Source organism: Dendronalium sp. ChiSLP03b (assembly GCF_034531165.2).
Lineage (GTDB): Bacteria > Cyanobacteriota > Cyanobacteriia > Cyanobacteriales > Nostocaceae > Dendronalium > Dendronalium minutum.
In genome coordinates this window covers 69,166-82,116 of the sequence record NZ_JAVRBR020000042.1, presented here as the reverse complement: position 1 = coordinate 82,116, position 12,951 = coordinate 69,166, and the positions used below count along the sequence as shown (strand labels likewise).

Genomic DNA, 12,951 nt, shown 5'->3' with positions numbered 1-12,951 from the left:
CTTGTAAATTCAAGATGTAGTGATGAGGTGTTCAATTCAGCTTTAAATGTAGATTAGTTGGATTAATATTCTTCGCTCAAATGTTTAACTATAAGCTCAATTGTAGGGTAGTCGTATAGTAATGTAGGGTCAACTTTATATCCTATCCAATCCTCTAAATCGCCTGTCAAACCTATAGCCGTCGAAGAGTCAAGACCATAGCGATCGAAAGGGATACTTGTATCTATGTCATCCGCGTCAATTTTTAGTAATTCAGACAGATAAGAAACTAACCAAGCTTGAATTTCTGATGCTGTCTGCGGCTTATTTTGGGCATTTATTTGGGTGTAAATAGGATAAATATCTGTTGAAATGTGTATTTGACTAAGTTCAGTGTTTTGGATTTCCATATATTTAGCTCTCAATAGTTTTCTGATAATTTTTGTTATGGCACAATTAACACAAATCAGCCAGTATTTACTGCTTTGAACTGTGCAATTGTTGCAAAAGCGATTCAACTTCGGCATTTAAATGTAGAAACTTTGCTTTACCTTGAGGATGCTCGCTCCAATCTTCTACCACATCTAAAGTGCCATTCAAGAAACCAGTGCGACAAGCATAGCGTTGAACTTTCCCACTAGAAGTTTTCGGAATGCTTCCAGGCTTGACCAACACTACTGCGAAAACTTGTAGATCTTGCTGTTCTGCAATTGCTTGACGAATACTTCCTACTACTTCTTGCACATCTAGCTTCCGTAAGTAATTTCGCTCCACTTCTTGCACAACAATCAGACGTTCTTCATCATTGATTTCCACTGCAAATGCTGCACTACCAGCAGGTTGTAATGCCGGATGGCTGTGGCTAACTGTTTGTTCAATATCTTGGGGATAATAGTTTCGACCTCGAATAATAATTACATCTTTAATTCGCCCTGTAACGAACAACTGACCATCTTGTAAAAATCCCAAATCTCCAGTGCGTAGAAACGGGCCTTGAGTTCCTAAATATGCATGAAAATTCTTTTCTGTTTCTAAAGGGTTGTTCCAATAGCCATTTGCTACGCTCAAACTTGATACCCAAATCTCTCCGACTCGATTGGATGGACACTGAGTTAAAGTTTCGGGATCGACGATCGCTACTTGGTTAGACCATACTTGACCGCAGCTGACAATTGTTCGCACATTTTCTTTACTAGATGCTTCTACGCGATTTTGCTCTAAGGCTACCCCATTCACATGACGAACAATAGGTACTTCTGTCTTTAATCCCCCAGAAACCAATAAAGTTGTTTCAGCCATTCCGTAACAAGGATAAAATGCTTCCCGACGGAAGCCACATGGCTCAAAAGTTGTTGCAAACTTCTCTAGTGTCTCAGCACGGACGGTTTCAGCTCCATTGAAAGCCACATCCCAACTGCTGAGGTCAAGACTTTCTATCTGTTCTGGGGTAATCTTACGAATACATAAGTCGTAAGCAAAATTAGGGCCACCGCTAGTAGTTCCCTTGTAGCGGGAAATAGCTTGTAGCCAACGGAAAGGCTTTTGTAAAAAAGTTACTGGTGCTATCAGTGCAACAGGAAAACCACTATATAGAGGTTGTATGATTCCACCAATCAATCCCATGTCGTGATATGGCGGTAGCCAAATTACACCCTGGCTATGAGTATCGTGTTGAAAACATTGTTTAATTAGAGCCGAATTTTGCAACAAATTACTATGACTTACCATTACACCTTTTGGGTTACCTGTTGAGCCGGAAGTGTATTGGAGAAAAGCTAGTGTATTGCTGGCAATCTGAGGCTGCTGCCATGTCTGGATGATATCGTTGGCGATAGTATCAGTAGCTAGCCAATGCAAAGCTGCCAAATCTTGATTTTGGCTAAACTGTCTTTCTAGGTTAGATAAGATAGATGTTGTTGTGAGTGCAAATTTGGCCTGAGCATCTGCCACAATTGCTTGTAGTCTTGGCATAGGCTTGTTAAATCGAGGCGGATAAGCTGGGACAGCGATAACGCCAGCATACAAGCATCCAAAAAAAGCAATAATATATTCCAAACCTGGCTGGTAAAGAAGTAATGCCCGTTCACCGCTAGCATTGAAAAACTGTAGATGTGCTGCAAGCGATCGCGCTTGTTCATCCAACTGTTGATAAGTAATGCTGACTTCTTCAGTTTCTCCATCTACTAAAAAAGTATAAGCAGTTCGAGCGGGCTGAGAAATGGCTCTGTATTGTAATAACTCAATTAAAGTTGAAAAATTATATGCTGTATCTGTCAATTCATGTTTGCAAGCAATCATCCAAGTCTCCTTTAAGAATATCAACTTTAAATATATAGAGGCAGTAAAAGCTATATATGCATATCCAAGCCAAAAAAAGTTTTTGCAAGAGAAGAACTTAAGTTAGCTACAAATGTTATTTCAACAATTCCACATTATTTTATGCATGACAAAAATATTTTTAGGTTTTGTGTGCGAATCGGTATAAGTGGTTGCGTGTTAAAGTGGCTAACCCTTTTATGTCTGGTTGGGTTGCAAAAACTTACTGAGTGTATGAAAACCTAATGAAGTGTCAAGTTTTATACAGTTTTTTTAAAGATGTGGGCAATAAATTTGTCGTGCCCCTCAATATCAACAGACCTCTTGCAAATCATATGCATTGTTTCATAGCCAATAAGTGTTGTCTGGCAGTATGAAATGATTTAAATCTCATTCCCGGTTTGACCATCCAATTCTCCAATGTCCTTGAATAACAAGAAGAAAGTGTATCGATCGCTTTTAATACTCGTCAAAATCTTGAATAAGAAAGAAATTTGACCTCAAGTGTCAGTTTTAACATTTCAATCAAGCTTTGTCGATGTATACGCGTAAAGTCCTCTCATATTCGGTAGCTCCAGGATCTTGCCATCGCCTCTCAAAGACTTGCAAAGCAGAGGAGGCAGTACATTCAATACTTAACTTAGCCTATGTTGTACTAAAAAGTACCTCTAAGAATAGATGACTTGGCTAGAGGGAGAGGGATAATGCTGAAGAGCTTGTTTTTATCTTCCTCATTACTAATTAGGAGACTGTTAGATGAAAATTGTAAAGTTAGGCAAGCAGGGATTGGAAGTGTCTCAACAAGGACTTGGGTGTATGGGGATGTCTGAGTTTTATAGCGGTCGTGATGAATCTGAAGCGATCGCCACCATCCATCGTGCCTTAGAACTTGGGGTTAACTTCTTTGACACGGCAGATATGTATGGGCCGTTTACCAATGAGCAATTAGTAGGTAGAGCAATTAAGGAACGTCGAGAGCAAGTAGTACTAGCAACCAAGTTTGGCAATGTTCGTAGCGAAGATGGTGGTTGGAAGGGAATTAATGGCAGGCCCGAATATGTTCATCAAGCTTGCGATGCTTCACTCAAACGTTTGGGAGTAGAGGCGATCGATTTGTACTATCAACATCGAGTCGATCCAAACGTGCCAATTGAGGATACCGTAGGAGCAATGAAAGAGTTAGTACAGCTTGGTAAAGTACGCTATTTGGGACTGTCAGAAGCTGCTCCGGCGACAATTCGACGAGCGCAGGCTGTTCACCCTATTAGCGCACTACAAACAGAGTATTCTTTGTGGAGCCGCGACCCAGAAGATGAAATTTTACCTACTGTACGGGAACTAGGAATTGGCTTTGTTGCTTACAGTCCTCTTGGTCGTGGATTTTTATCGGGAGCGATTACTCGTCCTGAAGACCTTGCAGCAGATGATTACCGTAGAAATAACCCGCGTTTTCAGGGTGAGAATTTCTATACAAATCTGCAATTAGTGGAAAAAGTTAAGGAAATAGCTGATGAAAAGGCAGCCACACCTAGTCAACTTGCTTTAGCATGGCTATTGGCTCAAGGTGAAGATATTGTGCCAATTCCTGGTACCAAGCGACGCACCTATTTAGAAGATAACATCGCAGCTACTGGGATTGTTCTAAATACAGATGACCTCAGTCGAATTGAAGCAGTAGCACTAAAGGGTATTACCGCCGGCGATCGCTACCCTGACATGAGTACAGTTAACCGTTGAGCTACCCCACTGCCAAGTCTTCAGATTCATCCGCTAATACACTAAATTTACCTGAGTATTTTAATGCTATTTAAGCAACAAACGCTTGTCGTTTGCACTCGGAGTGTTCTCGATCGCTTTATCAGGGTCAAAGTCACGGTCAAAGCTGGCCCATATAGTTGTTCAATGCTTGAGTGTCCTTGAAAGTCAATCAGCACCAGCATAATCGGGTAATGCTGTAAGTTCTGAATTTACAGCATTGAGATAATTGGGGAGAGTCGAAAACAAGTATTGCTCGGCTATAGCAGTCCATACAGACAAAGGCACTAAAACTTGTATCCCATGACAGCAACAGTGCAAAGCAAATAACATTAGAGCCTAAGTTGAGTTTGATGCTTAGTGATATTTATTTATGTTGGTTTATAATGTTAAATTAGTTTTTTCATCAACTAAATACAATCTGAAAAAGTCTTTAATAGTTAGGATTTTCAAAAATATTCAATATTTTTTGTATTATTTAGCCAGAAAAGGTCATATCAAACTTTTTGTGAATGCTTAAATTTCAGGCACTTCATCCTTGAACTACTTAGCGGTTACTATTGCCAAAAAACACACCGCAAGAGCGATCGCACAGAAATTACTTGGCAAGATGGATGGGGAGCAACACGCTCATAGTGAGATCGTCGTGAATTGACCTGAGGGAGAAAAGAAAATAATTTTTATTCTAAATAAATAAGTAATATCCTTGTTGGATAATAAGTAAGTCGGTGAAAATAAACCTAGCTATGTAACAGAATGTAAAATCAATATAACCCTTGCGATTGCTTCATTCCACTTTGTTCCATTCGCAATGACATAGCGTGAATTATTTCAGCCGTTCTACTTAAATATATGCATTTTGGAGTCTGGTCAAGTTCCCAGTTTTCCAGCCTCCCCAGGTTTATCATCTCACAAAATCGTGTTGCTCCCGTTGCAACATGTTTTTGCAATTTTTTTTGGATTGCTTCGGTGCGGTTATGGTGGAACTTATGTAGAAATACTAATTTATTTAATAATTTTTTTATTTACATGGATAGAATTTAGAAAAATTGACTTTAGAACAATGTCAAACAAAGAATGTATATGAAATAAATATTATTAATAAAATAAATACATTGAAAAAGGCAGAAATAAAAACTCAGAAGGAGATTCACGCTCCTCCTGAATTGAAGCCACTCAATCTTCAATTGAGTGGGGATCTTAAACCCTTACTTCCTTTTTCGCAAAATCCAAAATGGTATTACCTTTACTGTCAAACTACAAGTCAGGAGGTAAAATCACTTGGTCGATTGCATGGATAACACCGTTACTACCTTGGATATCGGCTTGAACAACCTTGGCATCATTTACTGTCACGCCAGTAGTAGGATCGACTTTGACGTTGATTGCACCACCTTCAAGACTTTTCACTTCGCCAGACTTCAAATCTGTAGATAACACCTTACCAGCTACAACATGGTAAGTAAGGAGTTTGACCAGTACTTCTTTATTCTCTGGCTTTAATAAATCTTGTACAGCGTCTTGTGGCAATTTGGCAAATGCAGCATCAGTGGGTGCGAAAACGGTTAAGTTATCTTTGCCTTGGAAAGCGCCTGTCAATCCAGCTGCTTTTAAAGCCTTGGTGAGGGTTGTAAAGGAGCTGTTTGACTCTGCTAATGCTAACAAGGTTTTGCCTTGAGTGTTGCTTGTCCCTTGTGATGGTGTTGGGGTGGGTGTCTCAGTAGACGGTACTTGTGTTGGGGGTGTGGCTTCTGGGGTGGTAGGGGTTGGTGCAGTTTCACTAGGTGTAGTACGACTACCACGATTATAAGGAGGCTCGTTGAAAATACTAGGTCTAGGATTTGTTGCGCCGCTTCCACTGGTCTGCGACAGTTGTTTGTTAGGTTTTTTGCCTTTTTCTCTTTCTAAAGCAACCTCAGCCGGTGTGTATGAAGTGTTTGTTAGAATGCGTTGACTCTGATTATAGGGAGCCTCGTTAAAAATACTGGGGTTAGGATTTGTTGCCTCTTTTGCTCCAGATGGTAAAGTAATTAGGAGACTAGCACCCGCTACCCCCACTACACTTGCCAAATTTGTTAGCAATTTGCTGTAATTAGCCTTCATAAATTTTGTTTGTCTTGATTTTAGACTCGTCACATAAAGACTTATAACATTTAGCTACGCCAAAAATCTAACCATTATAGTAAGATTTTTCCTCTAGAAGTACTATTTACTTGTATGGTTAAGCACTTATATATCTTGAGTAGTAAGGTAATATGAATTGAGTAAATTTGCTTGTTAGATTTGCTTACCTATCATACTCAGCAAAATTTCAATACTCGCTTGTACGAGGCAAACACTATGAAAATTCGAGCCACTAAAAGGAATATTATCAGCAGTAATTTTATAACAACAAGTTTGAAATATTCAGAGTAATTTTAGCTCATTGGTAAATTTATATACAAATTAGCTAAATTGTATACATAGCAAAAAGTGACAATCTCTTGATATCTGAGCTTATCCAGAAGATATCTCTGTCCACAGAGATTAAATACATAAAATCAAGACATCACAAAAACTATATACTAAGAGCCATAGAAACGAAAAAGATTAGTAAAATTAAAGAACTTAAGAAATAAATTTATTTATACCAGTCTATTTCATTAACTAAATCATTTGATATTGAAATCAGTAAAAAATTATGTTTTTGGCAAAATCACTGAATTGCCAAAAATTAGTTAAAAAGATAAACTATTTCGGTAATTAATTTAGCGATAAATTGATTACTTTACCAGGAAAATTACTGGAACTAAAGATACAATTATAAAGTTGATTCACCAATTAAGTACAAGGTATACAACATGCTGGAATTATACCAATGGGAATTATCTCAATACTCAGAAAAAGTCCGCCTGATTTTAGATTATAAAGGGCTGGAGTACCGGAAAATAGAGGTTACACCTGGAATTGGACAAGTAGAACTTTTCCGGCTGACTGGCCAGCGACAAGTGCCAGTATTGAAGGATGGCAATAAATATATTGCGGATTCAACAGAGATAGCTAAGTATTTAGACTTAAAATATCCTGAGCGATCGCTGATACCGCAAGACCCCAAACAACGGGGTTTAACTTTATTAATAGAAGAATGGGCGGATGAATCAATAGGTATCAAAGGCAGGAAGGCTTTGTTTTCTGCCATTAGTCAAGATCAAAATTTCCGCAAGTCCTTATTACCTACATCCACACCGGATATACTGAAAAATTTAGTTGAAGGCGTGCCCAGCGATCTATTGACGGTTTTGGGTTTGGGGGTAGGATATAGCCCAGATGTCATCAAATCCGCGATCGCGGATTTAAAGCAAGACTTAGAAGCGTTGACTCTATTGTTGGCAGATAGTCCCTATTTAACAGGAGATGAGCCTACCTTAGCTGACCTTGCAGTGGCAGGTTTGTCAATATTATTAAAGTTCCCTGAAGGACCTTATCTCGATTTACCAGCATCCATCAGAGGTAAAGGAGTACCTGCTTTGGTAAATAATCCCGATTATGAACCATTTTTCACCTGGCGCGATCGCCTGTATGCCCAATTTCGCAAACCATTAATCGGTACCACAACTGGAAGCGTACCAACTTCAATTCAAATTGAATAGTAATGGTGTGGGAGATGAGGTAAAGAAGGGGACAAGGAAGACAAGGTGAATAACTATTGACAACTGACAACTGACAACTAACTATCTATTGACTAATTAAATGAATTCGGCACAACCACCATTAGGTTCGGTAATTCAAGGTTCTCTGACAGGGGGGTTAGAAGTAAGGTTACACCCGGATATTTCTGTAGAAGATATGCGGGTGGGTAAGTTTTTAGTTGTGCAAGGGATGCGATCGCGATTTTTCTGTATGCTTACAGATGTGGCGTTGGGGGCTGCTAACGCACGAATTATTGCTAATCCTCCGGGTTGGGAAGACACTTTTTTACGAGAAGTTTTAGCCGGAAGTGGTACCTACGGTACTATCAACCTCTCGCCGATGTTGATGTTCACCCCCGAAAATGATGAGTCTTTCTCACCAACAAATGGTAAATCTGTAAATCCTTTCGTTCCATCGACAACAGGTTTGGCATCATTTCAACCCCAAACCAGTACCACGATGGAATTATTGCCAGTTAAAACTATTCCCAGCCACTTTAGCCAAGTTTACGAAGCTAGTGAAGAAGATTTTCGCCGCGTATTTGGTTGGGAAGATGACCCCCAAAGGCGCAATTTCTCCATTGGTAAACCACTGGATATGGATGTACCAGTATGTATCGATTTAAACCGCTTTGTAGAACGTAGCAATGGCGTTTTCGGTAAATCTGGTACTGGTAAATCTTTTCTGACACGCTTACTTTTAGCTGGCGTTATCCGTAAAAATGCTGCTGTAAATCTGATTTTTGACATGCATTCCGAGTATGGCTGGGAAGCGGTGGCGGAAGGCAAGAACGTTAATACTGTTAAAGGTTTAAAACAACTATTTCCTGGTAAAGTCGAAGTTTATACCCTTGACCCCGAATCAACAAAACGTCGAGGTGTGCGCGATTCTCAAGAACTTTACTTGAGTTACGAGCAAATTGAAGTTGAAGATATAAAGTTATGCAGTCGAGATTTAGGACTTTCAGATGCAGCCTTAGATAATGCCAACATTTTATACAGCGAATTCGGCAAGTCTTGGATTGTCCAGTTGCTGAATATGACTAACGAAGAAATCGAGATGTTCTGTGAGGAGAAGCGGGGACATAAAGGTTCGATTATGGCATTGCAGCGCAAACTATTGCGTATGGATAGTTTAAAGTATATGCGAGCGGTTTGCCCCCAAAATTACATTAATAAAATTTTACAATCCCTAGAAGCTGGGAAAAACGTTGTCGTAGAGTTTGGTTCCCAGTCGAATATGCTTTCTTACATGTTGGTCACTAACATGATCACCCGACGCATTCACGAGCATTATGTCAAGAAAGCAGATAAGTTCTTGCAGAGTAAAAATCCCAACGATCGCCCAACGCCATTAATGATTACCATTGAAGAGGCGCACCGTTTTCTTGACCCCGCAATAGTTCAAAGTACAATCTTTGGGACAATCGCCCGCGAACTGCGGAAATATTTCGTAACACTTCTAGTAGTCGATCAACGCCCATCAGGGATAGATAATGAAGTCATGTCCCAGATTGGAACTCGCATCACCGCTTTACTCAATGATGAAAAAGACATTGATGCAATTTTTACAGGTGTGTCTGGTGCAGGCGGGCTGCGATCAGTGTTAGCAAAGTTAGATTCCAAACAACAAGCTTTGATTTTGGGTCATGCCGTTCCCATGCCAGTAGTAGTGCGTACTCGTCCTTATGACTCAGTTTTCTACGCCGAAATTGGCGATCCAGCTTGGGAAGAAAAGCCAGATGAAGAGGTCTTCGCTGCTGCTGAACTAGCCAAAGCAGACCTTGGTTTTTAGAAGGTTAGGAGTTATTAGTAACATCCCTCCATCATTACAGTCAGCTAAGTTCGGTTATCCCGCTACAAGGAGGCAACTGTAGATGGGGTTTTGCCGTCACTATAGATATAGTCAGCGATCGCAAGGAACTTTAAAATAACTTTTGGCAACCAGACAGTTTTGCATTATAATTTATAGCCTTCTAAAAGCTACTTTACTATTTGCCTAATTTGTCTTACTATAAGAAAGTAGAACTCATACCGACTTCGGATTTTCCTCCTACCGCTAGCGACTCAAAAAAAGAATTCTCAAGAATAAACCAGCGTGTGCTTTTAAAAAATTAAAAATCTACGATTTAGGGAGGGTAGGGGAACCTATCCCAGGGAAGCCGCTTCTTGAAAACGGACGTAATAATATAGATTCCTGTGGTAGCGCCCTATGTTCCGTGATATATGTACTACCTTTCTCAATTCGCTTAGTTATTAAATATTCATTGTGTTTACGGAGTAGAGGATAACGCACCAATGCCCACTGTTAACACCCAAAACGAAAACCTCAACACCAAATTCACGGCTGATATGGTGCGAACCTATCTGCGAGAAATTGGTCGCGTACCATTGCTAACCCGCGAGCAAGAAATTGTTTATGGTAAGCAAGTACAACAAATGATGAAGCTTCTAGATGCTAAAGAAGCTTTAGCGAAAAAACTGGATCGCGAACCGAGTTTACCAGAGTGGTCTGACCACGTTCGTCAGCCGGAAACCGAGGTGAAACAGACAGTTGCTCAGGGTAAACGAGCCAAGCAAAAGATGATTGAAGCGAATCTGCGGCTAGTGGTTGCGATCGCCAAGAAGTATCAGAAGCGAAATATGGAATTTCTGGATTTGATCCAGGAAGGAACACTAGGACTAGAGCGGGGTGTAGAGAAATTTGACCCGACACGGGGTTATAAGTTCTCGACCTATGCTTACTGGTGGATTCGCCAAGCAATTACGCGAGCGATCGCCCAGCAAGGTCGTACTATCCGCTTACCTATCCACATTACCGAAAAACTAAATAAAATCAAAAAAGTGCAGCGGGAACTTGCTCAAACATTGGGGCGATCGCCTTCTCCTGCCGAAATTGCCAAAGAACTGGAACTAGAACCAGCTCAGATCCGCGAATATCTGAATATGGCGCGTCAACCAGTTTCTTTGGATGTGCGAGTTGGTGATAACCAGGATACCGAGCTGCAAGAAATGCTGGAAGATGAAGGCCCATCACCAGAGTATTACACTACTCAAGAATTCTTGCGCCAAGACCTGAACACCTTGTTGGCAGAACTAACTCCTCAACAAAGAGAAGTTTTGACCCTGCGCTTTGGTTTAGAAGATGGCAACGAAATGTCCTTGGCGAAAGTAGGCGAGAGATTAAATCTCAGCCGTGAGCGCGTCCGCCAATTGGAACATCAAGCTCTTGCTCACCTACGCCGTCGCCGTGCCAACGTCAAAGAGTATGTTGCAAGCTAAAAGTAGATAACTTTTAGGGGTGACGCGCCTCCTGAATTCAGGGGGCGATTTTTTATGCAGTTAGAAATCTTACAACGAGGATATGAAAATTATTTTCTCCACTCTCTATTTTCAAGAGCAGCGATCGCCATAATATTGGATATGGAGGTTAGCGGACTCGAACCGCTGACATCCTGCTTGCAAAGCAGGCGCTCTACCAACTGAGCTAAACCCCCGTAAAATTAGAAAGGCAGGTAAATACTGCCGTCGTTATTGTAACCGAATATTGTGCCGTTGCCAAAGAAATGAAGCAAGAAAATACCCAAGTTGTTGCAGCATTTTATAAATTTGTGCGGCTGCCAGACTTTGCCGAAAAACAAAACTCCCTGTTATCTTACTGCTTAGTGCAAGGTGTCAAAGGGACTATTCTGCTAGCGGCAGAAGGTATTAACGGTACAATTGCGGGTTCGCGTCAGGCAATTGATTCAGTTATTACCTTTCTGCGTTCTGACCCCCGTTTGGCAGACTTAGAATACAAAGAGTCATATACTGACATCCCGCCGTTTGAGCGGATGAAAGTACGGTTGAAGCAAGAAATTGTTACTCTAGGATTACCTGAAATTGACCCGAACGATCTGGTTGGTACTTATGTCAGTCCTCAAGAATGGAATGACCTGATTTCTGACCCAGAGGTAACTGTTATTGATACCCGCAATGATTATGAGGTGAATATTGGCACTTTCAAAGGAGCGCAAAATCCTCAAACTGAATCATTTCGGGAATTTCCAGAATATATTCGCGACAACCTTGACCCCAATAGACATAAAAAGGTGGCCCTGTTTTGTACTGGCGGCATTCGCTGTGAAAAAGCCTCATCTTTCATGCTTGCCCAAGGTTTTGCAGAAGTCTATCACCTCAAAGGCGGTATTCTCAAATATTTGGAGCAAGTTCCAGATGAAGAGAGTTTATGGCAAGGCGAATGTTTTGTCTTTGATGAACGAGTAGCAGTTCGTCATGGCTTGGAGGAAGGGAGTCATGAGTTATGCTTCTGTTGTGGGCATCCAATTTCTGATGCAGATAAGACATCTCCCAAGTATGAGGAAGGCATTTCCTGTACTTACTGCTTTGATAGCCTCACTGAGGATAAAAGAGTGCGTCAGCAGGAAAAATGGCGACAGTATCAATTAAAAATGAAAAATTGCTAGTCTCTGGCATTTTGAATTTCTAATTTTTCAGTGCTAAGGTCAAACCATCGGCAATCGGCACTAAGCTCAGACTAACTCGCTGGTCTTGATATAGCTTGTGATTAAAGGCACGAATTTTTTTGGTTCTATTGTCCTGCACTTGGGGATCTGCAACCCTTCCCGACCAGAGGACATTATCGATCGCAATTAATCCCCTCGGACGCACTAATTGCAGCGATCGCTCATAATAGTTGTCGTAGTTGCTCTTGTCGGCATCAATGAAGGCGAAATCAAAGGTTTCTGCTTCGCCTGCTGCTAGCAATCGATCTAAAGTCTCTAGTGCTGGAGCGATGTGCAGCTCGATTTTATCTGCCACCCCTGCTTGCTGCCAATAGCGACGAGCGATCGCTGTAAACTCCTCACTGACATCACAGGCTACTACCTTACCTTGTGTTGGTAAAGCCAATGCCACCACCAGAGAACTGTAACCCGTAAATACGCCTACATCTAAAGTTTTCTTTGCTCCCATTAACTGCACCAGCAACGCCATCAGTTGTCCCTGTTCTGGAGCAATCTGCATTCTACCCATTGGATGTTGAGTTGTTTCCTGCCTCAATTGCGTTAAGATTTCTGGTTCTCGCAAACAGACAGATAGTAAGTAGTTATACAGGAGTGGTTCGAGTCCCAGAGTGTGAGTTGTCATGGTGAGGGGAAGGGGAGGCAGGGGGAGATAAAACTTCTGACAACTGTACAGACGCGATTAATGAGCCAGCGCGTTGCGGGGGTTC

General features: G+C 41.1%; 10 protein-coding genes and 1 tRNA gene. 5 read left to right on the top strand and 6 right to left on the bottom strand.

What is annotated here, in order from left to right; translation table 11 throughout:
- Window positions 1–62 precede the first annotated feature (62 nt).
- Both RMY31_RS10285 and RMY31_RS10280 read right to left on the bottom strand, forming a co-directional pair.
- Window positions 63–389, bottom strand: coding sequence for an acyl carrier protein (locus RMY31_RS10285; RefSeq protein ID WP_322658827.1), 327 nt, complete (start codon window positions 387–389; stop codon window positions 63–65).
- Between the two features lie 67 nt (window positions 390–456).
- Window positions 457–2,277 carry a fatty acyl-AMP ligase gene (locus tag RMY31_RS10280; RefSeq protein WP_322658826.1) on the bottom strand — a complete coding sequence of 607 codons (1,821 nt, stop codon included), beginning with the start codon at window positions 2,275–2,277 and terminating at the stop codon, window positions 457–459.
- Between the two features lie 774 nt (window positions 2,278–3,051).
- Between RMY31_RS10280 and RMY31_RS10275 the strand changes: the two genes are divergently transcribed.
- A complete protein-coding gene (locus RMY31_RS10275) occupies window positions 3,052–4,032 on the top strand; it encodes an aldo/keto reductase (protein WP_322658825.1) in 981 nt (326 codons plus the stop codon).
- A 186-nt stretch (window positions 4,033–4,218) separates the two neighbouring features.
- Here RMY31_RS10275 and RMY31_RS10270 read toward each other — a convergent pair whose 3' ends face one another.
- Window positions 4,219–4,383, bottom strand: a complete 165-nt coding sequence (locus tag RMY31_RS10270; protein ID WP_409877825.1) for a hypothetical protein — start codon at window positions 4,381–4,383, stop codon at window positions 4,219–4,221.
- A gap of 924 nt (window positions 4,384–5,307) precedes the next feature.
- Window positions 5,308–6,153: a fasciclin domain-containing protein gene (locus RMY31_RS10265; RefSeq protein ID WP_322658824.1), complete on the bottom strand. Its 846-nt coding sequence runs from the start codon at window positions 6,151–6,153 to the stop codon at window positions 5,308–5,310.
- A 737-nt stretch (window positions 6,154–6,890) separates the two neighbouring features.
- On the opposite strand from RMY31_RS10265, the gene RMY31_RS10260 reads away from it, so the two are divergent.
- From RMY31_RS10260 to RMY31_RS10250, 3 genes are all read left to right on the top strand, one after another.
- Complete coding sequence (locus RMY31_RS10260) at window positions 6,891–7,679, top strand: glutathione S-transferase family protein (protein WP_322658823.1); 789 nt, start codon at window positions 6,891–6,893, stop codon at window positions 7,677–7,679.
- Between the two features lie 100 nt (window positions 7,680–7,779).
- On the top strand, window positions 7,780–9,513 hold the full coding sequence (locus tag RMY31_RS10255) for a helicase HerA domain-containing protein (RefSeq protein ID WP_322658822.1): 1,734 nt from the start codon (window positions 7,780–7,782) through the stop codon (window positions 9,511–9,513).
- 503 nt (window positions 9,514–10,016) lie between these two features.
- Window positions 10,017–11,000: an RNA polymerase sigma factor, RpoD/SigA family gene (locus RMY31_RS10250; protein ID WP_322658821.1), complete on the top strand. Its 984-nt coding sequence runs from the start codon at window positions 10,017–10,019 to the stop codon at window positions 10,998–11,000.
- Window positions 11,001–11,142: 142 nt separating this feature from the next.
- On the opposite strand, the gene RMY31_RS10245 is transcribed toward RMY31_RS10250, so the two are convergent.
- Window positions 11,143–11,215: transfer RNA gene (locus RMY31_RS10245), tRNA-Ala, on the bottom strand.
- A 69-nt stretch (window positions 11,216–11,284) separates the two neighbouring features.
- On the opposite strand from RMY31_RS10245, the gene RMY31_RS10240 reads away from it, so the two are divergent.
- The gene (locus RMY31_RS10240; RefSeq protein ID WP_322658820.1) at window positions 11,285–12,184 is read left to right on the top strand and encodes a rhodanese-related sulfurtransferase; all 900 of its coding nucleotides are present in this window, start codon (window positions 11,285–11,287) and stop codon (window positions 12,182–12,184) included.
- Between the two features lie 19 nt (window positions 12,185–12,203).
- On the opposite strand, the gene RMY31_RS10235 is transcribed toward RMY31_RS10240, so the two are convergent.
- Window positions 12,204–12,866, bottom strand: coding sequence for a class I SAM-dependent methyltransferase (locus RMY31_RS10235; RefSeq protein ID WP_322658819.1), 663 nt, complete (start codon window positions 12,864–12,866; stop codon window positions 12,204–12,206).
- Window positions 12,867–12,951: the final 85 nt, after the last annotated feature.

Bases quoted from the DNA above. Each gene is read 5' to 3' on its own strand.
- RMY31_RS10285 (WP_322658827.1), bottom strand. From the start codon at position 389: ATGGAAATCCAAAACACTGAACTTAGTCAAATACACATTTCAACAGAT.
- RMY31_RS10280 (WP_322658826.1), bottom strand. From the start codon at position 2,277: ATGATTGCTTGCAAACATGAATTGACAGATACAGCATATAATTTTTCA.
- RMY31_RS10275 (WP_322658825.1), top strand. From the start codon at position 3,052: ATGAAAATTGTAAAGTTAGGCAAGCAGGGATTGGAAGTGTCTCAACAA.
- RMY31_RS10270 (WP_409877825.1), bottom strand. From the start codon at position 4,383: ATGTTATTTGCTTTGCACTGTTGCTGTCATGGGATACAAGTTTTAGTG.
- RMY31_RS10265 (WP_322658824.1), bottom strand. From the start codon at position 6,153: ATGAAGGCTAATTACAGCAAATTGCTAACAAATTTGGCAAGTGTAGTG.
- RMY31_RS10260 (WP_322658823.1), top strand. From the start codon at position 6,891: ATGCTGGAATTATACCAATGGGAATTATCTCAATACTCAGAAAAAGTC.
- RMY31_RS10255 (WP_322658822.1), top strand. From the start codon at position 7,780: ATGAATTCGGCACAACCACCATTAGGTTCGGTAATTCAAGGTTCTCTG.
- RMY31_RS10250 (WP_322658821.1), top strand. From the start codon at position 10,017: ATGCCCACTGTTAACACCCAAAACGAAAACCTCAACACCAAATTCACG.
- RMY31_RS10240 (WP_322658820.1), top strand. From the start codon at position 11,285: ATGAAGCAAGAAAATACCCAAGTTGTTGCAGCATTTTATAAATTTGTG.
- RMY31_RS10235 (WP_322658819.1), bottom strand. From the start codon at position 12,866: ATGACAACTCACACTCTGGGACTCGAACCACTCCTGTATAACTACTTA.